Below are 21,263 nucleotides of genomic sequence, written 5' to 3'. Positions count from 1 at the left end.
GAGTCAGGATGTCAGAAACAGGATTCATCGATGTTAAGATCTTCCCCCAGAGGCTGCTGAAACCAGAGACCGCTGAGAAGCTTCTTAACAGGATATATGAACTTGAGGGAATAGTCAGGGTACTGATCCATGGACCATCAATACCCGACAGGGTTTACTACGGCCCTGCAAGGGGGACAGAGGTTAACCACAGCGACCGGCGGAAGATAACAGTCCGCGGAGAGGAGTTTGAACTCCGGGTGAAGGTCGGAGAGATCATCGTGGGGATACTCCCTGAGACCCTGGAGGAGAAGATGGAAACAATCGAGGAAATCCTGGATGAAGTGCTCCCCTGCTCCTATAAGGTATTCATAGGTGCCTTCACAAAGAAGGACATCACCATATCAGATTACCTTAAATACGGACTTAAATTTGAGGAAAAGATTGATCCAAGGGTAATCGGCATGGTTGATCCCAGTTCAAGGATGAAGGACACCGTTGTTAACATAAAATAATTGTGAGGTTATGAAATGTCTTACAAAGCCCAGTACACTCCTGGAGAAACCCAGATAGCTGAAAACAGAAGAAAACACATGGACCCTGATTACGAATTCCGTAAATTAAGGGAAGTATCAGATGAGGACCTTGTGAAGGTCCTGGGGCACAGGAACCCCGGTGAGAGCTACAAATCCGTGCACCCACCACTCGATGAGATGGACTTCGAGGAGGACATAGTGAGGGACATGGTTGAACCCATCCAGGGTGCAAAGGAAGGTGTCAGGGTAAGGTACATCCAGTTTGCAGACTCCATGTACAACGCCCCGGCCCAGCCCTACGACAGGGCAAGGACCTACATGTGGAGGTACCGCGGTGTCGACACAGGTACACTCTCAGGAAGACAGGTCATTGAGATGAGGGAACTGGACCTCGAGGGTGTATCCAAGGAACTCGTGGAAACAGAACTCTTCGACCCTGCAACAACAGGTATAAGGGGTGCAACAGTCCACGGACACTCCCTGAGGCTCGATGAAAACGGTCTCATGTTCGACGCCCTCCAGAGGTATGTCTTCGATGAAGAGAAGGGGCACGTGGTATACGTTAAGGACCAGGTCGGAAGGCCCCTCGATGAACCTGTGGACATGGGTCAGCCCCTCGGCGAAGATGAACTAAAGAAGATCACCACAATCTACAGGAAGGACAATATCGCCATGAGGGATGATAAAGAGGCAATTGAAGTTGTTGAGAACATACACACCGGCCGTACCATGGGCGGTTTTGGTATGGACGTATTCAAGGATGACCTAAGAAAAAGGCTAGGTGATGATTAATGGATGAAAAGAAACTATTCCTTACAGCTTTAAAGAAGAAGTTTGAGGGGGAAGACCCCGACGAAAAATACACAAACTTCTACTGCTTCGGCGGATGGGAACAGTCCGCACGTAAAAAGGAATTCACAGAGTACGCCAAGAAGGCAGCAGAGAAGAGGGGAGGAATACCATTCTACAACCCTGACATCGGTGTGCCGCTGGGTCAGAGGAAACTCATGGCCTACCGTGTATCAGGCACAGACGCCTACGTTGAGGGTGACGACCTCCACTTCGTCAACAACGCAGCCATCCAGCAGATGGTGGACGACATAAAGAGGACAGTCATCGTGGGTATGGACACAGCACACGCCGTCCTTGAGAAGAGGCTCGGTGTGGAGGTGACCCCTGAGACAATAAACGAGTACATGGAGGCAATCAACCACGCCCTCCCTGGTGGTGCCGTTGTCCAGGAGCACATGGTCGAGGTACACCCTGGACTGGTTGAGGACTGTTACGCCAAGATCTTCACAGGTGACGACAACCTGGCAGATGAACTGGACAAGAGGATACTCATAGACATAAACAAGGAGTTCCCTGAGGAACAGGCTGAACAGCTCAAGAGCTACATCGGTAACAGGACCTACCAGGTCAACAGGGTCCCAACAATAGTTGTGAGGACCTGTGACGGCGGTACAGTCTCAAGATGGTCTGCAATGCAGATCGGTATGAGCTTCATATCAGCATACAAACTCTGTGCAGGTGAAGCAGCAATCGCTGACTTCTCATACGCTGCAAAACACGCTGACGTTATAGAGATGGGTACAATAATGCCTGCAAGGAGGGCAAGGGGACCAAACGAACCCGGTGGAGTTGCCTTCGGAACATTCGCAGACATAGTCCAGACATCAAGGGTTTCAGATGACCCTGCAAACATATCACTAGAGGTCATCGCAGGTGCAGCAGCACTCTACGACCAGGTCTGGCTCGGCTCATACATGTCAGGTGGTGTCGGTTTCACCCAGTACGCAACAGCATCCTACACCGACGACATCCTCGACGACTTCGTATACTACGGTATGGAGTACGTTGATGACAAGTACGGAATCTGCGGAACAAAACCTACAATGGATGTTGTGCGCGACATATCCACAGAGGTCACACTCTACTCACTTGAACAGTACGAGGAATACCCGACCCTCCTGGAGGACCACTTCGGAGGATCACAGAGGGCCGCTGTTGCAGCTGCAGCAGCTGGATGTTCCACAGCCTTCGCAACAGGAAACTCAAACGCAGGTATCAACGGATGGTACCTCAGCCAGATACTCCACAAGGAGGCTCACAGCAGGCTCGGATTCTACGGATACGACCTGCAGGACCAGTGCGGTGCATCCAACTCCCTCTCAATCAGGAGCGACGAGGGTCTCATACACGAACTCCGTGGACCTAACTATCCAAACTACGCCATGAACGTGGGTCACCAGCCAGAGTACGCCGGTATAGCCCAGGCACCACACGCTGCAAGGGGCGACGCCTTCTGTACAAACCCACTCATAAAGGTTGCATTTGCAGATAAGGACCTCTCCTTTGACTTCACATCACCAAGGAAGTCAATTGCAGCAGGTGCACTCAGGGAGTTCATGCCAGAGGGAGAAAGGGACCTCATCATACCAGCTGGAAAATAATTCCAGCAAATATTTTCTTTTTTATGGCTTCAAAGGGGATTGTGGAATCAGTTTCTCATTTTCAGGTTTCAATTCAAAAAAAGAATTTTAGAATCAGTTTATCATTCATTCAGTCTTCTGTTTCAATGTAGATCCTGTGTTTATCAAGGTCTATTCTTGTTAGTTTTCCAGGGAATTCCTTCTGGGAGTCAAGTATGTCTGTTGCCCTGATCCCATCTTCAAGGACCTCAATGAATATAACGTCCTCCATGAGGAGGTCTCCACCTTCTGAGTAGAGGTTTGATTCACACATATGTTTCACCACGCATTACATTGAGTTCAAGAATATGTTCTCATTCAATATAAATTTTTTCATTATTAATCATGTTCTTTTTGCGGTTGGAATGCATCATGGTCTCTCCTGATAGATGGTATTCAGCAGAGCAGGTGCTTCGAACACAGAGTTAAAGGCTAATCATAGAAGAGGCAGGAAGTCCATTTGAACACATGGTTAAGAGGAAGCAGGAGACGAAAGAAAGTTGAATAAATTCGCGTTTCTCCCATTTAAGATAACTCAGCCTCACTTTCCGCAGTCCCAGGTTTACCATCATGCTCTGCAGGGATGTACCTGCCATTCCCCTCAAGCACCTCCCCATCTCTCATGACGGTCCTGCCCCTGACAACGGTCATGACCGGAGCGCCGGTGTAACTGAAACCCTCAAAGGGGGTGTAGTGGGCCTTACTGTAGAATTCATCTGACCTGATTCTGCCAGTCTCTTTAGGATCGATGACGGTAAAATCAGCGTCCATGCCCTCAGCTATACGTCCCTTGGACCTCAGACCAAATATCCTTGCCGGCTCCTCTGCAAGCATCCTCCGTATGGTGGAAAGGGACATCCTCCCCTTTGAGACCAGTGTAAGTAACAGTTTAAGTACAACCTCAAGGTTGGGTATCCCTGGTGGCGCGTCCCAGATACCCTTCCTCTTTTCCTCGATACCGTGGGGGGCATGATCGGTTCCAATGATATTGATCCTATCAAGAAACTCTGGATAAACCCGGCTCTCAGGGGGCCTCAGAGGAGGATTTGTTTTCACCATTGTCCCGAATCTTCTAAAGGCCCCTGAATCAAGCAGAAGGTGGTGTGGTGTGACCTCACATGTCACGTACTCCCTGAAGGGTTCAACGAGCTGAAGGGCCTTCACTGTGCTCAGATGACAGATATGCACGGGGTGTTCATGGTGAATGGATAGTGCCAGGACCTCGGCCACAGAGACCTCCTCTGCGAGGGGAGGCCTTGCAAGGGCATAGGCTGAGGGATCACTCCTATCCTTTAATTCCTTCATGGATTCCATGACCACATCCCTGTTCTCGCAGTGCACGGTGACCGGCACCGGCGCTGATAGATCCTTAAGCTCTCTGAATAGCCCATCAACCGCACTGATCCCTGTGAGATCCATGAATACCTTGAAGGAGGCTGGCATGAACCTGAGAATACCTTTAACGTCTGAAACACTTCTGAAACCAGCGTGGAGCCCAAAATCAACAACACTCTTTCTTTCACCTATCCTGATCTTCCTTTCAAATTCCGCTGCGTTATCTGCTGGGGGGACCGTGTTTGGCATGTCAAGGACTGTGGAAAAACCCCCATGGGCAGCTGCCATTGAGCCTGTCCTGAAGTCCTCCTTGTACTCCAGCCCGGGGTCCCTGAAATGCACGTGGGCGTCGATCAGTCCTGGCAGCACGAAATAGCCCTTCAGGTCAATCTTCTCTGAAGCATCAATCCTTTCACGGGATATCTGCACTATCTTCCCATCATCCACACCTATATTCACGGTGAGGTCCCTGTCAACCCTGCAGTTTTCAAGTGAAAGATCAAACATTCTGACACCATCCACTCCATCCAGAAGTATCCTTGGAAAGATCAAACATTCTGACACCATCCAATCAGAACTAATCCTTATTTGTCTCACGGACAGATTAATAATTATGCCATCGGAATCCTTTCTGAAGAAGATTATGGGAAGGGACCTTCAGATAATGGAGAATGATGCGGATATGGGACCGGAGTATGGTGACCATGCTGATGAACCTGAAATCATTGCAGACTTCACCGAGTACTCCCCCTTCCACATCGGACACAGGCACTGCATGATGGAGGCAAAGAGGAGGGTGCCCGAAGGTATCTTCGTTGCGGTTATACCAGGCCCACTCGAGCGTAACGGGAGGGGTCTGCCCTACATAATGACCCGGGAGGCAAGGGCCGCAATAGCCATACGTGCAGGGGCAGACATAGCTGTTGAGGGCCCACCCATGGGGGTTATGGGTTCAGGCCAGTACTCACTGTGCCTTGCACGCATGTTCAGGGCACTGGATGCCGACTGGATACCCCGGGGCTACAAGCCCATCCCGGGCTTTGAAGAGGTCCTGAGAAGGATAAACATGGGCCACAGGGTTGTGCCGAGGCCCCACAGGATCGTGGACCTTGATACAGGAGAAACACTGCTGGAGGGCCCACTGGAGGAGGACAACTACGTCATCACCTCACTCGCAAGGGCCCTGGGTAAGCTTGGATTTGACTTCAGGGGGAAGTTCATCTTCGTGGAGAGGATCGGTGGTGTGAGCGGCACAGAGATACGGAGGGCGGTCTCTGATGGGGACCTTCAGAGGGTAGCCGGCATGCTACCCTCTGAGACCATGGATGTACTGAGGGAGGAGATTGAAGCTGGGAGGGCACCCCTCCATGACATGCGCCTTGAGGAGGAGATAATCAGGAACGCCAGTGAACCCGGAATGGACGAACTCATGGACCTTAACCTCTTCGATGAGGTCACGGCCTCAGCCCTTATCAGGGGAAGACCTTACATGACCCTGAGGGAGGTTGAGGAGGCCATACCCCACTCATTCAGCAGACACCACAGGCAGCGCATACTATCGGTTCTTGAGGCAAAGGTTCATAAGGGACTGGTCCATAAATATATAGAAAATTATCCATCAGTAATTCGAATTCTTGGATTTAAGGATAAACAGATCCTGAAAGAATTTAAAGATAGAATACCACACAGGAGGCTAGAGATATGGCAGTGAATAAAGGAGACTTTATAAAAATAGAATTCACAGGTAAGGTCAAGGAGACCGGTGAGGTCTTTGACACAACATACGAGGAGGTTGCCAGGGAAGCAGGGCTCGGCATAAAGAAGATCTTCGGCCCCATACCCGTTGTTGTTGGCGGCGGACACCTCATAAAGGGCCTCGATGAGGCTGTCATCGGAATGGATGAAGGCGAAGAGAAACACGTCGAGATCGAACCCGAGGACGCCTTCGGTAACAGGGACCCCAAGCTCGTCCAGCTCATACCCATGGGCGAGTTCAAAAGGCAGGGCATAAAGCCATACCCTGGAATGACACTCACCGTTGAGGGCCATGAGGGCAGGGTCCTCAATGTCTCAGGAGGTCGCGTGAGGGTTGACTTCAACCATGAACTGGCAGGAAAAACCCTTGAATACGATTTAAAGGTTAAGGAGATAATCACGGATGATGCCGAGAAGGTAAAGAGCATGATCCAGCTCCACTACCCGTCCCAGAACATGGACATAGACAAGACAGAGGTTAAAATAGAGGACGGGAAGGTTATAATACATATGGATGAGATGACCCGTTTCGATAACAGGTCCTACATGGACGTGACCCTTGCAAGGTTCAGGATAGCCCGTGACATCTGGGAGAACATCGAGGGTGTTGAGAAGGTCGAATTCGCCGATGTCTTCGAAAAGAGGGACATGGAACCTGAAGAAAAGGAGGAAGAGGTTGAGGATGCAGGGGAGGAGTAATTCCCTCATATCCTCTAAAGATCTGTTTCTGGCCTACTCAGAGGTCACCAAATTTATTATATTTCCACAACCATAACTCAATACATGGATCCAGAAAGAGATGCACTCAGGATAGCACTCTACTATGCCCTCTTCAGCATACTCTGGATCCTATCCTCTGATTACTTGGTAGCCCTCATGTTCCAGCCTCCAGTTATGGTGAGGTTATCTGTTCTCAAGGGCTCACTCTTCATAATTTTAACGTCTTTACTTCTCTATTTTCTCCTCAGGTTATACCTCAGATCCCTCACTGATAAGGAGAGGGCACTGAGGATCAGCGAGCATAAGTTCCGCTCACTCTTCATGGAACTCCCTGTGGGCGTGGTCCTCATGGACACCTCCGGCAGAATACTTGAATCCAACCCTGCCATGGGGCGGTTCCATGATGATTCCCGGGATGGCATGCTGATTGGTGATATCCACCCGGACCTTGAACCCGCCCCTGACAGGGAATTCATGGTAAGGATGGAGGGAAGGTGGCTCCGTGTGCTCATCACCAGAATAGAGGGCGGATTCCTTGGAATCTTCGAGGACCTCACAGATATAAAGAATTCAGAGGAGGCTGCAAGGAGGTCCCTTGAGGCCAACAGAACGCTCCTTGCAGAGCTCCATCACCGCGTCAAAAATAACCTGCAGGTAATATCCAGCCTGATAAACATCCAGTCCTCCAAAATGGGCCGGGAACCCGCCTGAGATCATGAGGAGTCTTCAGCTGAGGATAAAGTCCATTGCGGTGATCCATGAGATGCTTCTATCCAGCCCCGAGTCCAGCAGCATCAGCTTCGCATCCTATGTCTCGGGCCTCACAGGATACCTCCGTGACATGTATCAATCAGCCGCTGAATTCGAGCTGGATGTACCTGATGTGGAGTTCAATATTGAGACAGCCGCCCCACTGGGCCTCATAGTGGGCGAACTTGTATCCAACAGCCTCAGGCATGCATTTACTGATGGTGGAACCATCAGAATATCCCTTGAGGCACTGGATGATGGATTCATTCTGGTGGTGGCTGATAATGGGCGGGGCCTTCCCGATAACTTCAGCCTTCAGGAATCAGCCGGCATCGGCCTGGAGCTTGTTAAGAATCTGGTGGGGCAGCTTGAGGGGAGTATTGAGTGCCATTCAAATGAATGGACAACCTTCACGGTTGAGTTCAGGGAGCTGAAGTATCCTGAGAGGCTTGAGGGTATGGTTTGATTGACAATGACTCCTATTCCAGTGGTTTAGATGTTAGTTGAGAGGAATCTTATTATCCTTTCAGGGTCATTCATGAGTATCCTCATGACGTTCTCAGCACTTCCATAGTATGGTGCAAGGTACACCGTGTAGATCAGGTAGGATACCAGTGCAAGGACACCGAGGATTATGAGGAGGGCGATGAGGATTTTAGCCCCCAGACCCATCCCCTTCGCTTTCACGGTTTCTAAGGATCTTTCCTGGAAGAGCTTATCTGCGCAGCTCTGGCAGTAGTTCTTGCCGGCGAGTTTAAGCCGGCACTCCTCGCAGAGTATCCTCCCACATATTATGCATGAGGCCACACCCTCACGTTCAGGGTGTTTGTCGCAGTTCAAGGCATCACCACCATTCAGTCCTGGCGCGGCCAGGTTATGATTCTCGGGTTCTCAACTCCTTCAACACGTTCTCCTATGAAGTCTGGCCAGTTCCCGGTCTCAAAGCCCTTCTGGGCCAGGAAACCATAGATCCACCTTGAGAGCCCTATGCCGGTGCAGCCGGTCCAGATGTTCAGGTTACGGGCCTCCCTTATTGAGAAGCCCTCAATGAAGTGGGTACCATGGACATTGGCTGATACAACTGCAACCCCCTTCTCCCTTCCAGGGAGTGAGAGCCTCATCTCATACTTTGGAACATCAGGGAACTCTATACCCCTCTCCTCAACCTTCCGGCCCTCCAGGTAGAAGGGGTCATCACCCACCTCTGTGTACCATTCAAGTTCCAGTTCATCGGCGGCATCATGTGAGAGTTCAACTGTCCGGTCACGTATCTCCTCTGTCTCTCCGGGTTCGGCCAGCCATACGAGTTCCACCCTCTGGAATTCATGGACCCTGTCAAGGCCCTTGGCCCCTCCGGCCTCCCACCTGTAGGTCCAGCCGCTCCTGTCAAAGAACTTTACTGGGAGGTCCTCAGCACTCACAACCTCGTGTGAGAGGAACTGGTAGAAGGGTTCGCACTGGGCCGGGGCTATAACGTAACCGGGATCCTTTATTCCCCTCTTAAGCAGATCCATGGGAACCTCCCGGTTTATGATGAGCTCATTTTTGAACTCCTCAAAGGTCTCAGGGTCCCTGCTCGGGGCGCTGCAGTAGTACATGCCCTCAGGGAGGCCCTCAAGGTACCTCATCCTGTTCATGATGTCAAGGGGTATGAGTTTGGGGAAGAGGCACTCAACAAATCCCAGGGGTTTCACAATCCTTTCAATGAGGAACTCCTCCAGGGCCCGGTGGAGGGCGGTTATCTTTGGACCGTAGAACCACTGTCCCCTTCCAGGGAACTTCTTGACCCATCCAAGGCGCATGGCCTCCTCTGTGGGGTCACCCTCAAAGAGGAACTCCCTCTTTTTGCTTCTTGCAATTATCTCACCGGGCGTTGCCCTTGTGACCTGTACCGTCAGGTCATCTGATGATTCAACAAGGGTCCTGGCGTGCTTCACCACACGGTCGACCACGTGTTTCCTCAGGTCGGATTCCTCCAGGGGCTGGAATCTGACCATTATGGTGCCATCTGTGATGGCGGCGTCCTCCACGAAGGGCAGTTCAGCCAGGCCGGGGATACCTGATACACCCGGGGCCTTCATTTCCATGGTGTAATCGGTGACTGATATCCCCCTAACACCCACCCTGTACTTTGGCCCGAGTAACTGTCCAAGGGGTTTCTTGAGCCTTAGAAGACCATCATGGGCCCTGACCCGTCTCCCTGACTCCATCTCAATGTGGAGTGTGTCGCCTTCAAGTCTCCAGGATTTTATATGGGCTGCTTCATGTTCCTGCCCCTCGGGGACTCCCCTGCGCAGGATGTCTGATTCGGCTTCAGTGAAGAATTTTTCCAGGTCATCCTCTATCCCCGGAACCTCTTTGCTGAGTTTTATTATTCCCTTGAGTTTGAATTTCATCCGATCACCGTTTATCTATTCATTATCTAATTTCAGAGTAATTCAGTAGTATCAGCGGGTTTCATCATCTTCTCAACCACCATCTCAGAGAATATAAGGTCATCTGCGGTGTTGAGGGCGGTGCCGATGGAATCCGCCTCTGTGGTGAACCTGACCTCGGAGCCCTGAATTTCGGATTCAACAAATGATGCGTTATCTGGTTCAAGGGCCCTTTTTATGATCTCGGCCTCCTCCCTGGATTCATATTCTGCTTTTATGGTTATGGATATCATCATTCTCTTTTTCTGCCTGTTTTGGGGCTGTAGTTCAGGATTCATCTCATCCCACCTCCTCCTGGAGTGATATTATCCTCTCTGAGATGTCCCTTATGGACCTCAGTGCCTCTGAATCAGGGTACATCATGAGGGGTTCCCCCCTCATATCCGCGGCTATAACCTTTTCATCCCTTGGCACCGATCCAAGGACCTCCAGGTTAAGGGATGCGAGTCGCTCCCTCATGAATTCCTCCTCCTGGATATCTGAGACCTTGTTTATCACTGCCATTATCCTCTTCACTCCAATGTCACCTGCGAGCTTCTTTATCCTTTCAGCGGTTTCAAGTGATTTGAGGCCGGGTTCAACCACCACCACCATGAGGTCCACGGATTCAGCGGTTCTCCTTCCAAGGTGCTCTATCCCCGCCTCCATGTCCAGTATAACCATCTCATCCTTCCTGAGTATCAGGTGCCTCAGAAGGGCCTTGAGGAGCACCGAGGCCGGGCATACGCATCCCTCACCTCCATGTTCAACGGTACCCATCACCATGACCCTGAGGCCGGGGCGGAGGGGGTGTTCAATTGAGAGGGAATCCGGGAGGTCACCTATCCTGGGGTTTAGCTTGAAGACCTCACCGAAGGAGGAACCCGGCTCAGCACCGGTCCGCTCCCTTATAACATCCTTCATCCTTGATATCGGCTCCACATCCCCCTTTATCCCTATGCTGGATGCCAGGTTCATATCAGGGTCAGCGTCTATGGCAAAGACCTGGAAGTTCTCTGAGAATATGCAGGCCAGGGTCCCGGCTATGGTTGTCTTGCCGACCCCACCCTTACCTGTTATGGCTATCTTCATGATGACACCATGGAAACTTTTAAAAACCATCCCTGCTAATTATATGTATCCTTATATTTTCAGGTTATCTATTAACTCTTTGCTGTCCAAGACAATATTTATTAATGGTTACCGAGATACTCATTTCATAGTTATTCTCACAGGATCACAGGAGGATTATTTATGGTTCGTGCATACACAAGAAGAGAATATATCAAGAAGATTCCAGGTTCAAAGATCGTTCAATATGATATGGGTAACCTCTCAGCTGAATTCCCTATTTCACTGAGTGTGGCCGTCAAGGCACCCACCCAGATAACCCACAACGCCCTTGAGGCTGCCAGGATAGCCTCAAACCGTTACATGCAGAGGAGGGCCGGTAGGATGGGTTACCACCTCAAAATAAGGGTTTACCCCCACCACATTGTACGTGAAAACCCCATGGCGACCGGTGCCGGGGCTGACCGTGTACAGGACGGTATGAGGAAGGCCTTCGGTAAACCTGTAAGTACTGTGGCACTCGTTAAGAAGAACCAGAAGATAATTACAATCGAAACGAACAAGAAGAACTTCAAGGATGCCAAGGAAGCCCTCAGAAGGGCTGCAATGAAGTTCCCGGTGCCATGCAGGATCGTCATTGACAGGGGCGAGGAACTGGTTAAATAAACCTCTAATTTTTTTCAAATTCAATAATCATCACACAGCTAGTCCAGGGGATAAAATGGTTAAGTATGTGGCGTTTTTTGAGGAACTCGGTAAGGATGATGTGGGAATAGCCGGTGGAAAGGGGGCCAACCTGGGTGAACTGACACAGGCAGGCATACCCGTCCCCCCGGGTTTTGTTGTAACAGCGGCGACCTATGACAAGTTCATGACAGACACCGGACTGCAGCCGGTGGTCATGGAGATGCTTGAAAACCTTGACGTCAACGATACAAAGGAACTCCAGAGGGTTTCAGCCGAGATAAAGGACATAATAACATCAACTGAGGTACCGGAGGACATACAGACCCTCATAATAGAGTCCTATAATGCACTATGCCAGAGGATAGGAAAGGATGATGTGTACGTAGCCATACGTTCCTCAGCCACGGCAGAGGACCTCCCCGAAGCATCCTTTGCGGGTCAGCAGGACACCTTCCTGAACATCAGGGGCGCCGAGGATGTCCTGGATTATGTAAGAAGGTGCTGGGCATCCCTCTTTGAGGCCAGGGCCATATTCTACAGGGAGGAGAACAACTTCGACCACTCAAAGGTTTACATAGCAGTCGTTGTCCAGGAGATGGTGGACGCCGAGAAGGCAGGAGTCATGTTCACGGTCCACCCATCAACAGGTGAGGACAGGATACTCATAGAGGGGTCATGGGGCCTTGGTGAGGCCGTTGTATCAGGCTCAGTCACCCCTGACACCTACTGGGTTGATAAGGGAACAGGGAAGCTCCTTGAATTTACTGTTGGTGAGAAGAACATAATGTTCACCCGGGAGGATGGCAGAACCGTGAAGAAGGAGGTCCCCCCTGAACTCCGGAACAAACGTGTTCTCTCTGACGGGGAGATCGCGGCCCTTGCAGAGATGGGCAGGAGGATACAGGACCACTACGGCTCACCACAGGACACAGAATGGGCCATAATGGATGGTGACGTTTACATGCTCCAGTCAAGACCTATAACAACCCTGGGAGAGGCAACCGAGGAGACAGAGGTCAAATCCAGGGAGATACTGGTTAAGGGCCTCGGTGCAAGCCCGGGCCTTGCCTCAGGTAAGGTCAAGATAATCAGGGAGATCCATGAACTTGACAAGATACAGATGGGAGATATTCTCGTCACGGTCATGACAACCCCCGACATGGTGCCAGCCATGAAGAGGGCCAGCGGCATAATAACCGATGAGGGTGGTGTCACATGCCATGCAGCCATAGTGTCCCGTGAACTTGGAATACCCTGCGTTGTTGGTACCGGGAACGCAACTGAGGTCCTCAAGGAGAACCAGGTCGTCAGCATAGACGGTAACAGGGGACTCGTCTATGAGGGCAGTGTAATTGAGGGGGAGAAGAAGGAGGCTGAGGCCGAGACCGTCACCGTGGAGTCACCCCTTCTGACCGTCACAGAGGTCAAGGTCAACGTCAGCATGCCAGAGGCTGCAAGGAAGGCCGCCGCCACAGGGGCCGATGGGGTCGGACTTTTAAGGACAGAGCACATGATGTTAACCACGGGCGTGCACCCCAGGAAGTTCATTGAGGAGGGCAGGGAGGACGAACTCGTCAATACCCTTGCAGAGAACATCCTGAAGGTTGCAGATGAGTTCTATCCACGCCCCGTATGGTACAGGACCCTGGATGCGCCCACAGACGAATTCAAAACCCTTGAGGGCGGTGAAAATGAGCCCTACGAGCACAACCCGATGCTTGGATGGAGGGGTATACGCAGGGAACTCGATGAACCCGAGATCCTGAGGGCCGAGTTCCGGGCGATAAAGAAACTCCATGAGCAGGGTTACACTAACATCGGCATAATGATACCACTGGTCCAGCACCCTGATGAACTCAGAAAGGCCAAGATGATCGCTGAGGAGGCCGGTCTTAAACCCCACAGGGACGTCGAATTCGGTATAATGGTCGAAACACCTGCAGCGGCCCTGATAATCGAGGACTTCATAGAGGAGGGAATTGACTTCGTGAGCTTCGGAACCAATGACCTCACCCAGTACACCCTCGCCATAGACAGGAACAATGAACACGTGGCAGACCTCTACACCGAGGGCCACCCTGCCGTCCTCAAACTCATCGAGAGGGTTATAAGGAAATGCAACGAGGCAGGTGTCAGGACAAGTATCTGTGGCCAGGCAGGCAGCATTCCAAGGATAGTTGAGAAACTGGTGGAGCTTGGGATAAGCAGTGTATCCGCAAACACCGATGCGGTTGCAGAGGTGAGGAAGACCGTTGCAAGGGCCGAGCAGAGACTCCTCCTCAAGGCCGCACGGAAACTCCTCTAAAACTATTTTTTGGGCGTAAAAATGGATGAAAAGGGCCTACCCGAGGAAAAAGTACTTGAACTTCTCGCCGAATTTCAGAGGAGGGATATGACCTACACATCAGGCAGAATCCTCGGATCCATGTGCACATCATCCCACCCCCTCGCAAGGAGGGTTTACTGTGACTTCCTGGAGTCCAACCTGGGAGACCCCGGGCTCTTCAGGGGCACCCGGGAACTGGAATCCGGGGTGATAGGCATGCTCGGGGAGCTCCTCTCAGAACCCGATGCAGCAGGTCACATAATAACAGGGGGCACCGAGGCAAACCTCATGGCCATGAGGGCAGCCAGAAACATGGCCGGAGCTGAAAAACCCGAGATAATAGTCCCGAAGTCAGCCCACTTCTCCTTCAGAAAGGCCGCAGATATACTGGGACTCAGACTCAGGGAGGCTGAACTGGACCAGGACTACAGGGTGGACGTTGAATCGGTGAAGAAACTCATATCAGAAAACACCGTGGCCGTTGTTGGAGTCGCAGGGACCACAGAACTCGGGAGGATAGACCCTGTGGAGGAACTCTCAGAGATCTGTCTGGATGAGGACATACACCTGCATATAGACGCCGCCTTCGGGGGCTTCATAATACCCTTCCTCAGGGAAACCGGCGCTGAACTACCTGAATTTGATTTCAAACTTCAGGGGGTCTCATCAATAACCGTGGATCCCCACAAGATGGGCCTGGCCCCCATCCCCAGCGGCTGCATACTCTTCAGGGACGCCTCCTACCTGGATGCCATGAGTATAGAGACACCCTACCTCACAGAGAAGCAGCAGTCAACCATAGTGGGCACCAGGACCGGGGCATCAGCCGCAGCAACCTGGGCAATCATGAAACACATGGGCCGTGAGGGCTACCGCAAACTCGCCCTGAGGGTCATGGGTGTAACACGCAGACTCAGGGACGGACTGGTGGAACTGGACTACCAGCTCGTGGTAGAACCCGAACTCAACATAGTGGCCTTCAACCACCCCGCCATGGGGCCACATAAACTTGCAGACAGACTCGAGGAGCTGGGATGGGCGGTATCGGTCTCATCCTGCCCGCCAGCCATAAGGGTGGTTCTCATGCCCCATATAATGGAGGAGCACATCGAACTACTGCTGAGGGACCTCGAGGGTATCAGGTTGAGGGAGGAGTAAGCCGGGTCAGAGGTTGATACCATGATAAGGATAGAACTACCAGCCACCGGAGAGGAGATAACAAAACTCAGTGTCGGTGACAGGGTGCTCATGGATGGCACCATCTACACGGGAAGGGATGCAGCCCTCCCAAAACTGGTCAAGGCCCTGAAAGCTGGAGAGGAGCCCATCAACGTCATGAGCGCCGCCATAATGCACACAGCTGTAAGTCCAGCAGGCATAGCCCCCACAAGCAGCAACAAGGAGGACATAGAGGAAAGCATACCCTACCTCGCATCAAGGGGCGTGCTTGTCCACATAGGCAAAGGAAAACTTGGAGATGAGACTGTCAGGGCCCTCAAGGAGGCCGGCGCAGTCTTCATAGTAACACCACCCACAGCGGCCCTGCTGACAAGCAGGGTTAAATCGAGCAGGGTGGCCGCCTTTGAGGAGGAGGGCATGGAGGCCATCTTCGAACTCAGGGTTGAGGGCATACCCGGCATCGTCGCAGCTGCCAGGGGAACATCCATCTATGATTGACCTGATCCCCGCCTTCACATACCCAGTTGTGAACACAAATACCGTTTTTCTCTGATTTTACAGAGTATGGCTCAAACAGCAACCCGGACCGGACCTAATCTGATGGCCTCCCGAAGGCCAGATCCCCTGCGTCCCCGAGTCCAGGGACTATGTAGCCCATATCGTTAACCTCCTCCTCAACACCGCATGTGTAGACATCTATACCCCTCTGAAGGACCCTTTCAAGACCCATCCTGGAGGATATGATATTGAAGACCACCGTCCTCGCAGGGGAGCCATGGGCCTCAAGGGCCTCCAGGATACCCATCATGGTGTTCCCTGTTGCGAGCATGGGGTCCGCTATCACCAGTATCTTATCATCAAGATCAGGGACCCTGATGTAGTCGATTGAGACCCTGAATGGGGGGTCATCTGACCTCCTCGCACCGATAATACCGTGTTCTGCCTCAGGGAAGACCTTCATCACACCCTCTGTGAAGGGCAGTGAAGCCCTGAGGATGCTCAGAAGAACTATCCTGTCCCTGTCGGTTATCTCAACACCACTGGCCGTGCCCAGGGGAGTTTCAACCTCAACCTCACGCCATTTAAGGGTGTCTGCAAATTCGTAGGCCATGTAGCGACCTATATCAGTCACTCCCCGTCTGAAGCTGGCCGGGTCTATCCCCCTGCACCTTATGGTGGTGAGCTTCTCCCTGACTATCAGGTTATCAATCACCCTCAGCATCATCCTCCCTCCATCCACAGCTTATCATGTTAATCGCCATCATCGATCTCCCTGAGCATTTTACCCCTGGCCTGGGGGATGACCTCTATCCTGGCATCCTCAAATTTAAGGTCGAATTCAGCCCCATCAAGGAGCATGTGCATGAACACCGCCAAGGAGGAGACCTCAGAGTGGGGCTGATTGGTCACCCCCACGTTGTAGTCTGCAAGGCTGTAGACCTTCCCGGGGACCCTTGCACCCCCCACCACAATGAGCTTGTCCTTCCCGTTATCCATTATCCCGGGCACAACGTCCCGGGCAGGTAAACCGTACATGGTGAGGTGTATGACCTCCCCACCATCCTTCTTCCAGGAGTCTATGACACCCTGCCAGTTCCTCCGGTAGACCACACTGAAGGGACCACCCCATCTCCTGACAACATCCTCAACACCCTCCATGAGTTTAGGGTCCTCCTCACCACTCAGTATAACCTCCGAGGCACCGAAGGCCCTTGCAGTGAGGCATACGTGTGTCGTGATCCTCGCATCCCTTGATGGTCTGTGACCAAGCCTCAAAACCTTCACATCCATTATACTGACCTCCAATGAATCATTAAATACCATTAAACTCTCCACATGCTGGATGGGCACCCCCTTTACCTACAGCCCCGTTAATCTGATGGCCGCAAGGAGGCCAAGAAGTGACATCATCCTCCCCACCTCATTCGAAGCCCCCAGCACGTCACCCGTGCTCCAGTAGAAGTTCCTCCTGGCAACAAGACCAATGAAAACTCCCGAAATGGCGGCAACAGCAACACTAACAGCACCGGGAACCCCCGCCAGGAGGTATGCTGCAGCGGCCCAGAAGATCCAGACCATGCCGGTGAAGGGACTTCTACTCGCCATTATGAAGTGCCTCCCGGTCCCACCATCGAGGGGCCTGGATACCCGGGCGCAGCCCGTGAGGCACACCTTGGCCGAGACCTCCCCTATGAGGAGTCCCTGGAACAGGACATCCTGTGGAAGGGAATAGATGGCTGCTATGGTGGTTGATGATACGATGAGCAGAAGTCCAAGGCCACCTGTGCCTATCCTGGGATCCCTCATTATCTCTATCTTCCTCTCAAAGCTCCCATGGGACATGAGGGCGTCACCCATATCTATGAGGCCATCGAGGTGGTGGAAACCTGTGAACCAGATGGCGAATCCATAGGCAACACAGGCAACAACCGCCCCAGGGAACACTAGGGATGCAGCCACCCCGGCTGAACCCACTGCAACCCCTATGAGGGCGCCCACAAGGGGCCAGTGGAGTGTGAGTGAAGCTATATCCTCAATGCTGGCCTCTGATTTCAGGGGCACAACCGTTGAGAAGGATATGAGTCCCCTGACTTTGTCGGTGACGTTCATCAGGCACCCCCCTCGCAGGAGGATCTTTCTGTCTGTGGTGAGGGGAGTGGTGTAAACAGGGTTCTGGCGGATCTTTCTGTCCTCACAGGTCTACCCCCATCATTCGAAGAGGCGTGACATGCACCCGGCTATGAGACCCGCAACGGCATCATCCACCATGGGGCCCAGTTCCCCGAGGATGCCGGGTTTTTCCTCATCATATCTCTTGAAGTTGAATATGGCCTTCGTACCTGCCACCTGGTTGGCAACAGCCATCCCCAGGACCTCATCACTGTAGAGGAAGGCAGGGTCATCCCTCAGATCCACACCGAGGATCCTCAGGTTTTCTATGTCCCCCTCAAGGTGCAGGGCGGCTGCAAGGAGGGCCCTGACATTGAGGTCCCCCAGGGCCCTCTGTATCTCTGACCTGAGACGGTCCCGGAGCTCGGCGGTGACATCAACACCCACCACCAGCTCCATACCCGCATCGACCATGCCATCAATGGTGACGCCGCGGGCCTCAAGGAGCTCCTCAACCCCCGGGCCATCCAGGAGCACACCCTGGAGGGAGCGCCTGACAGCCCCCCTTATGTAATCTTCACAGGGCCGTCCATCACCCGGGAGTGCCACGACCCTCAACCGCTGCCCCATTATCTCAGTGAGGATCCCGGCGGTCGATGATACCTCCTCCACACTGATCCTCAGGGCTTCAGGTATCCGGTCACCGCAGGGCTCCCCGACGACCACCAGGACGTCCATCACATCCCCTGTGGAGGAGAATGCCACCGCATCACCATCCCTCACCATGCAGTGGCCCCGGGGGAGGTCATGATGGACCTCGTCCTCAATTCTTATGCTTGAATCTGCAGTAACAAGGCCTGAATCTGCACTCACAGTCACATGATCATCTTCAACCACAATATCTGCACCGTTAACATTCATTTTCTTCTTCAAGTGATTCACCTTCAACATACGCCACCGGCTGTGACAGCTCGTCATCATCCAGCAGCTCATCTGCTGGAGTTTACACCCTCATCAGATTTATTATCTACACAGCACATATCTATGTATGGTGATATTAATGAAGGTGCATCTACGGGTATTCATTGAGGTCGAGAACCTGGGCCGTGTCATGAACATACTGGCAGATGAGGGCGTCACAGGCTTCTACATAGTGGAGTACAAGGGCGTCTCCCCCACAGAGTGGAAGGGATTCTCAGTCAAGGAGGACCCTGAATCAGCCATTTCACTGATACACGACTATGCAAGGGACGCAGTCCTCGTATGCTCGGTGGTTGATGAGGAACTCGTTGAACCAATCGTAAACAGGTTCGGCGAGGAACTGGCCAGTGAGAAGTACACCATAATAGAGATACCCATAAGAAGGATAATAGTCAACTCACCCTAGTGAAGATAAGCGGTGCTCGGATGGTAACAGTCATAGACCCCCAGCTGGCAGGGGTATCAGGCAACATGATGGTGGGCGCCCTCATAGACCTCGGGGCCCACCCCGAGAGGACAGCTGAGGTCATGGAGGATGCGGCGTCCCACTTCGGCGGTGCTGATGTGAGTGTATCTGAGGTTAAAAGGGCGGGCCTCAGGGCCACATACGTTGATGTGAGGGCCGACGAATCACTCAGTGTGGGCTACCTGGAGTTCCTCAAACTCCTTGAGGGGATCAGCCACCCTGCCCTGGATGATGAGATGCTATCAATGGCAAGGGCCGTCTTCCACACCATAGCCCAGGCAGAGGCCTCTGTCCATGGAGTGAAACTGGACGAAGTTCACTTCCATGAGGTCGGCGCCGCGGATGCGGTTGCAGATGTCATGGGGGCGGTGTTCGCATACTTCGACCTCAACCTCCACCGGGATGAGGTCTACACCCTCCCGGTTGCAGTCGGAGGGGGACTGGTGAGGAGTGCCCATGGCCTCACACCGGTCCCTGCACCCGCCACAACCGAGATACTCAGAGGATTCCCTGTCACAGGGGGACCATCCGGGGTTGAACTTGCCACACCCACCGGTTCGGCCCTCCTCGTGAACATGGTGCGGGGGCACCGCAGGTTCTTCCCACCAATGGAGATCCAGGCCACAGGCTACGGGGCCGGGAGCATGGATCCTGAATTCCCCAACATACTGAGGATAGTCAGGGGCTCAGAGCCGGTACCCCATGACACTGTCACGCTCCTTGAGACCAACGTGGACCACCTGAGCGGCGAGGTCCTCGGAAACATCTTCGAGAGGCTCATGGAAGCCGGGGCGCTGGACGTGACCCTCACACCGGTCATAATGAAGAAGAACAGACCAGGACAGCTTATAAGGGTCATCTGCAGGGAAAACGAGTATGAAAGGATCCTTGAACAACTCTTCTCAGAGACAGGGACCCTGGGTGTGAGGATATTCCCCCAGGTCCACAGGGGAGTCCTTGAGAGGAGGATAATGGAGGCCGAGGTTGATATCAAGGGCCGCAGGACGGCAAGGTTCAAGGTTGGCCTCATGGGCTCAAGGGTCGTAAATGCACGGATAGAATACGAGGATGCCCGGAGGATATCACTTGAGACAGGAATACCACTCAGGGATGTTATTGAAATGTCTGAGAAACAGTTCAGAGACCTTAAATTCAAGGCAGATCAGGAGAAGGATGGTAGTGGAGGCCTGAAATGAGGGCAATAAGCATACTCTCAGGGGGTATGGACTCGGCAGTTGCAACGGCACTCATGATGGATGAATATGAGATCCATGCCATAACCTTTGATTACGGTCAGAGGAGTGCCAGGATGGAGCTGGAATATGCGAGGAGACTATCAGAGCACCTCGGCATCGAACACACCACACTGGACCTCCAGTGGCTTGGAAGACTCGGGGGCTCAGTGCTCACGGCTGGAGGGGACATACCATCCCCATCAAACCTTGATGACACCGTCGAGTGCCTTGAGACAGCCAGGAAGGTCTGGGTACCAGGGAGGAACCTGGTATTCACCTCCATAGGGGTCTCCTTCGCCGAGGCCATGGATGCCGGTGCAGTTATAGTTGGCTGGGACCTGGAGGAGGCTGAGACCTTCCCTGATAACTCAGAGGAGTTCCTTGACGCATTCAACAGGCTCCTGGAGATAGGTACCCTTGATGGTGTGAAGATCGAGGCACCGGTGATTGGCATGACCAAGAGGGAGATAGTGGAGGCAGGCCATGAAGTGGGGCTACCATTCGAGTTAACCTACTCATGCTACGCTGGAGACAGGGTCCACTGTGGCGTCTGCGAGTCCTGCATGAGGAGAAGAAGGGCCTTTGAGCTTGCAGGTATTGATGATCCCACAGAGTACCGTGAATAGTTCGACAGCAGCCCCATAACCCTAATTTCTATTTTTCTGTCTGATCCAGTAAAATCCGCAGTGAAAAAATAATGAAAACAGGCTTCTTTCAGAGGAATGTTTGAGGCCTGATGGAATCATAT

The 21,263-nt window shown here is 52.5% G+C and carries 24 protein-coding genes; 14 read left to right on the top strand and 10 right to left on the bottom strand.

Features of this window, described 5'->3' with window-relative positions; translation table 11 throughout:
- Positions 1–8: 8 nt before the first annotated feature.
- From mcrD to mcrA, 3 genes are read left to right on the top strand one after another with little or no spacing between them, the layout of a single operon-like run.
- Positions 9–494: a methyl-coenzyme M reductase operon protein D gene (gene mcrD / locus tca_RS05370; protein WP_286708654.1), complete on the top strand. Its 486-nt coding sequence runs from the start codon at positions 9–11 to the stop codon at positions 492–494.
- A gap of 15 nt (positions 495–509) precedes the next feature.
- Positions 510–1,307, top strand: coding sequence for a coenzyme-B sulfoethylthiotransferase subunit gamma (mcrG, locus tag tca_RS05365; protein ID WP_010876754.1), 798 nt, complete (start codon positions 510–512; stop codon positions 1,305–1,307).
- Positions 1,307–2,968: a coenzyme-B sulfoethylthiotransferase subunit alpha gene (mcrA, locus tag tca_RS05360; protein WP_269899187.1), complete on the top strand. Its 1,662-nt coding sequence runs from the start codon at positions 1,307–1,309 to the stop codon at positions 2,966–2,968. The genes mcrG and mcrA overlap by 1 nt, the downstream gene beginning before the upstream one ends.
- Positions 2,969–3,077: 109 nt before the next feature.
- Here the strand turns inward: mcrA and tca_RS05355 are convergent, their stop codons facing one another.
- Positions 3,078–3,260 carry a CooT family nickel-binding protein gene (locus tca_RS05355; RefSeq protein WP_048060973.1) on the bottom strand — a complete coding sequence of 61 codons (183 nt, stop codon included), beginning with the start codon at positions 3,258–3,260 and terminating at the stop codon, positions 3,078–3,080.
- Positions 3,261–3,511: 251 nt separating this feature from the next.
- Positions 3,512–4,828, bottom strand: a complete 1,317-nt coding sequence (gene pyrC / locus tca_RS05350) for a dihydroorotase (RefSeq protein WP_286708653.1) — start codon at positions 4,826–4,828, stop codon at positions 3,512–3,514.
- Between the two features lie 106 nt (positions 4,829–4,934).
- Here pyrC and tca_RS05345 point away from each other — a divergent pair, with 106 nt between their 5' ends.
- The 4 genes from tca_RS05345 to tca_RS05330 all read left to right on the top strand — a co-directional run bounded on the left by tca_RS05345 (position 4,935) and on the right by tca_RS05330 (position 8,012).
- Positions 4,935–6,032 (top strand): nucleotidyltransferase family protein, encoded by a 1,098-nt coding sequence (locus tag tca_RS05345; protein WP_286708652.1) that lies wholly within the window; start codon positions 4,935–4,937, stop codon positions 6,030–6,032.
- Entirely contained in the window at positions 6,023–6,775 is a 753-nt protein-coding gene (locus tca_RS05340; RefSeq protein ID WP_286708651.1) for a peptidylprolyl isomerase, read from the top strand. Before tca_RS05345 ends, tca_RS05340 begins: the two co-directional genes overlap by 10 nt.
- 84 nt (positions 6,776–6,859) lie before the next feature.
- The gene (locus tag tca_RS05335) at positions 6,860–7,507 is read left to right on the top strand and encodes a histidine kinase dimerization/phosphoacceptor domain -containing protein (protein WP_286708650.1); all 648 of its coding nucleotides are present in this window, start codon (positions 6,860–6,862) and stop codon (positions 7,505–7,507) included.
- A gap of 4 nt (positions 7,508–7,511) precedes the next feature.
- Positions 7,512–8,012, top strand: a complete 501-nt coding sequence (locus tca_RS05330; RefSeq protein WP_286708649.1) for a sensor histidine kinase — start codon at positions 7,512–7,514, stop codon at positions 8,010–8,012.
- Between the two features lie 26 nt (positions 8,013–8,038).
- On the opposite strand, the gene tca_RS05325 is transcribed toward tca_RS05330, so the two are convergent.
- The 4 genes from tca_RS05325 to tca_RS05310 are packed head-to-tail and all read right to left on the bottom strand — an operon-like array spanning position 8,039 to position 11,052.
- The gene (locus tag tca_RS05325; RefSeq protein ID WP_286708648.1) at positions 8,039–8,386 is read right to left on the bottom strand and encodes a hypothetical protein; all 348 of its coding nucleotides are present in this window, start codon (positions 8,384–8,386) and stop codon (positions 8,039–8,041) included.
- 14 nt (positions 8,387–8,400) lie between these two features.
- The gene (gene serS, locus tca_RS05320) at positions 8,401–9,942 is read right to left on the bottom strand and encodes a serine--tRNA ligase (protein ID WP_286708647.1); all 1,542 of its coding nucleotides are present in this window, start codon (positions 9,940–9,942) and stop codon (positions 8,401–8,403) included.
- A gap of 32 nt (positions 9,943–9,974) precedes the next feature.
- Entirely contained in the window at positions 9,975–10,259 is a 285-nt protein-coding gene (locus tca_RS05315; RefSeq protein WP_286708646.1) for a KEOPS complex subunit Pcc1, read from the bottom strand.
- 1 nt (position 10,260) lies between these two features.
- Entirely contained in the window at positions 10,261–11,052 is a 792-nt protein-coding gene (locus tag tca_RS05310) for an AAA family ATPase (RefSeq protein ID WP_286708645.1), read from the bottom strand.
- 162 nt (positions 11,053–11,214) lie between these two features.
- Between tca_RS05310 and rplJ the strand changes: the two genes are divergently transcribed.
- From rplJ to tca_RS05290, 4 genes are read left to right on the top strand one after another with little or no spacing between them, the layout of a single operon-like run.
- Positions 11,215–11,697 (top strand): 50S ribosomal protein L16, encoded by a 483-nt coding sequence (gene rplJ / locus tca_RS05305; RefSeq protein WP_010876743.1) that lies wholly within the window; start codon positions 11,215–11,217, stop codon positions 11,695–11,697.
- Between the two features lie 55 nt (positions 11,698–11,752).
- Positions 11,753–14,023, top strand: coding sequence for a phosphoenolpyruvate synthase (gene ppsA, locus tca_RS05300; RefSeq protein WP_286708644.1), 2,271 nt, complete (start codon positions 11,753–11,755; stop codon positions 14,021–14,023).
- 21 nt (positions 14,024–14,044) lie between these two features.
- The gene (gene mfnA, locus tca_RS05295) at positions 14,045–15,202 is read left to right on the top strand and encodes a tyrosine decarboxylase MfnA (protein WP_286708643.1); all 1,158 of its coding nucleotides are present in this window, start codon (positions 14,045–14,047) and stop codon (positions 15,200–15,202) included.
- 21 nt (positions 15,203–15,223) lie between these two features.
- Positions 15,224–15,721 carry a fumarate hydratase C-terminal domain-containing protein gene (locus tag tca_RS05290; RefSeq protein WP_286708642.1) on the top strand — a complete coding sequence of 166 codons (498 nt, stop codon included), beginning with the start codon at positions 15,224–15,226 and terminating at the stop codon, positions 15,719–15,721.
- Between the two features lie 94 nt (positions 15,722–15,815).
- Here the strand turns inward: tca_RS05290 and upp are convergent, their stop codons facing one another.
- The 4 genes from upp to cobZ form a co-directional block, all read right to left on the bottom strand.
- A complete protein-coding gene (gene upp / locus tca_RS05285; protein WP_286708641.1) occupies positions 15,816–16,448 on the bottom strand; it encodes a uracil phosphoribosyltransferase in 633 nt (210 codons plus the stop codon).
- 26 nt (positions 16,449–16,474) lie between these two features.
- On the bottom strand, positions 16,475–17,017 hold the full coding sequence (locus tca_RS05280; protein ID WP_048061280.1) for a tRNA (cytidine(56)-2'-O)-methyltransferase: 543 nt from the start codon (positions 17,015–17,017) through the stop codon (positions 16,475–16,477).
- A gap of 66 nt (positions 17,018–17,083) precedes the next feature.
- Entirely contained in the window at positions 17,084–17,833 is a 750-nt protein-coding gene (gene cobS / locus tca_RS05275) for an adenosylcobinamide-GDP ribazoletransferase (protein WP_286708640.1), read from the bottom strand.
- 99 nt (positions 17,834–17,932) lie between these two features.
- Positions 17,933–18,766, bottom strand: coding sequence for an alpha-ribazole phosphatase CobZ (gene cobZ, locus tca_RS05270; RefSeq protein ID WP_394339331.1), 834 nt, complete (start codon positions 18,764–18,766; stop codon positions 17,933–17,935).
- Positions 18,767–18,893: 127 nt separating this feature from the next.
- Between cobZ and tca_RS05265 the strand changes: the two genes are divergently transcribed.
- Genes tca_RS05265 through queC form a run of 3 tightly spaced genes read left to right on the top strand, consistent with a single transcriptional unit; the run spans position 18,894 to position 21,141 of the window.
- Positions 18,894–19,220: an MJ1244 family protein gene (locus tca_RS05265; RefSeq protein WP_048175692.1), complete on the top strand. Its 327-nt coding sequence runs from the start codon at positions 18,894–18,896 to the stop codon at positions 19,218–19,220.
- A 20-nt stretch (positions 19,221–19,240) separates the two neighbouring features.
- On the top strand, positions 19,241–20,476 hold the full coding sequence (gene larC, locus tca_RS05260; RefSeq protein ID WP_286708639.1) for a nickel pincer cofactor biosynthesis protein LarC: 1,236 nt from the start codon (positions 19,241–19,243) through the stop codon (positions 20,474–20,476).
- Positions 20,473–21,141: a 7-cyano-7-deazaguanine synthase QueC gene (gene queC, locus tca_RS05255; RefSeq protein WP_286708638.1), complete on the top strand. Its 669-nt coding sequence runs from the start codon at positions 20,473–20,475 to the stop codon at positions 21,139–21,141. The genes larC and queC overlap by 4 nt, the downstream gene beginning before the upstream one ends.
- Positions 21,142–21,263 lie beyond the last annotated feature (122 nt).

The organism is Methanothermobacter sp. EMTCatA1 (assembly GCF_002356395.1).
GTDB classification, from domain to species: Archaea; Methanobacteriota; Methanobacteria; order Methanobacteriales; family Methanothermobacteraceae; genus Methanothermobacter; species Methanothermobacter thermautotrophicus.
This window is presented reverse-complemented; position numbering and strand designations above follow the sequence as displayed.

Bases quoted from the DNA above. Each gene is read 5' to 3' on its own strand.
- mcrD (WP_286708654.1), top strand. From the start codon at position 9: ATGTCAGAAACAGGATTCATCGATGTTAAGATCTTCCCCCAGAGGCTG.
- mcrG (WP_010876754.1), top strand. From the start codon at position 510: ATGTCTTACAAAGCCCAGTACACTCCTGGAGAAACCCAGATAGCTGAA.
- mcrA (WP_269899187.1), top strand. From the start codon at position 1,307: ATGGATGAAAAGAAACTATTCCTTACAGCTTTAAAGAAGAAGTTTGAG.
- tca_RS05355 (WP_048060973.1), bottom strand. From the start codon at position 3,260: ATGTGTGAATCAAACCTCTACTCAGAAGGTGGAGACCTCCTCATGGAG.
- pyrC (WP_286708653.1), bottom strand. From the start codon at position 4,828: ATGTTTGATCTTTCACTTGAAAACTGCAGGGTTGACAGGGACCTCACC.
- tca_RS05345 (WP_286708652.1), top strand. From the start codon at position 4,935: ATGCCATCGGAATCCTTTCTGAAGAAGATTATGGGAAGGGACCTTCAG.
- tca_RS05340 (WP_286708651.1), top strand. From the start codon at position 6,023: ATGGCAGTGAATAAAGGAGACTTTATAAAAATAGAATTCACAGGTAAG.
- tca_RS05335 (WP_286708650.1), top strand. From the start codon at position 6,860: ATGGATCCAGAAAGAGATGCACTCAGGATAGCACTCTACTATGCCCTC.
- tca_RS05330 (WP_286708649.1), top strand. From the start codon at position 7,512: ATGAGGAGTCTTCAGCTGAGGATAAAGTCCATTGCGGTGATCCATGAG.
- serS (WP_286708647.1), bottom strand. From the start codon at position 9,942: ATGAAATTCAAACTCAAGGGAATAATAAAACTCAGCAAAGAGGTTCCG.
- tca_RS05315 (WP_286708646.1), bottom strand. From the start codon at position 10,259: ATGAATCCTGAACTACAGCCCCAAAACAGGCAGAAAAAGAGAATGATG.
- tca_RS05310 (WP_286708645.1), bottom strand. From the start codon at position 11,052: ATGAAGATAGCCATAACAGGTAAGGGTGGGGTCGGCAAGACAACCATA.
- rplJ (WP_010876743.1), top strand. From the start codon at position 11,215: ATGGTTCGTGCATACACAAGAAGAGAATATATCAAGAAGATTCCAGGT.
- ppsA (WP_286708644.1), top strand. From the start codon at position 11,753: ATGGTTAAGTATGTGGCGTTTTTTGAGGAACTCGGTAAGGATGATGTG.
- mfnA (WP_286708643.1), top strand. From the start codon at position 14,045: ATGGATGAAAAGGGCCTACCCGAGGAAAAAGTACTTGAACTTCTCGCC.
- tca_RS05290 (WP_286708642.1), top strand. From the start codon at position 15,224: ATGATAAGGATAGAACTACCAGCCACCGGAGAGGAGATAACAAAACTC.
- upp (WP_286708641.1), bottom strand. From the start codon at position 16,448: ATGATGCTGAGGGTGATTGATAACCTGATAGTCAGGGAGAAGCTCACC.
- cobS (WP_286708640.1), bottom strand. From the start codon at position 17,833: ATGAACGTCACCGACAAAGTCAGGGGACTCATATCCTTCTCAACGGTT.
- tca_RS05265 (WP_048175692.1), top strand. From the start codon at position 18,894: ATGAAGGTGCATCTACGGGTATTCATTGAGGTCGAGAACCTGGGCCGT.
- larC (WP_286708639.1), top strand. From the start codon at position 19,241: ATGGTAACAGTCATAGACCCCCAGCTGGCAGGGGTATCAGGCAACATG.
- queC (WP_286708638.1), top strand. From the start codon at position 20,473: ATGAGGGCAATAAGCATACTCTCAGGGGGTATGGACTCGGCAGTTGCA.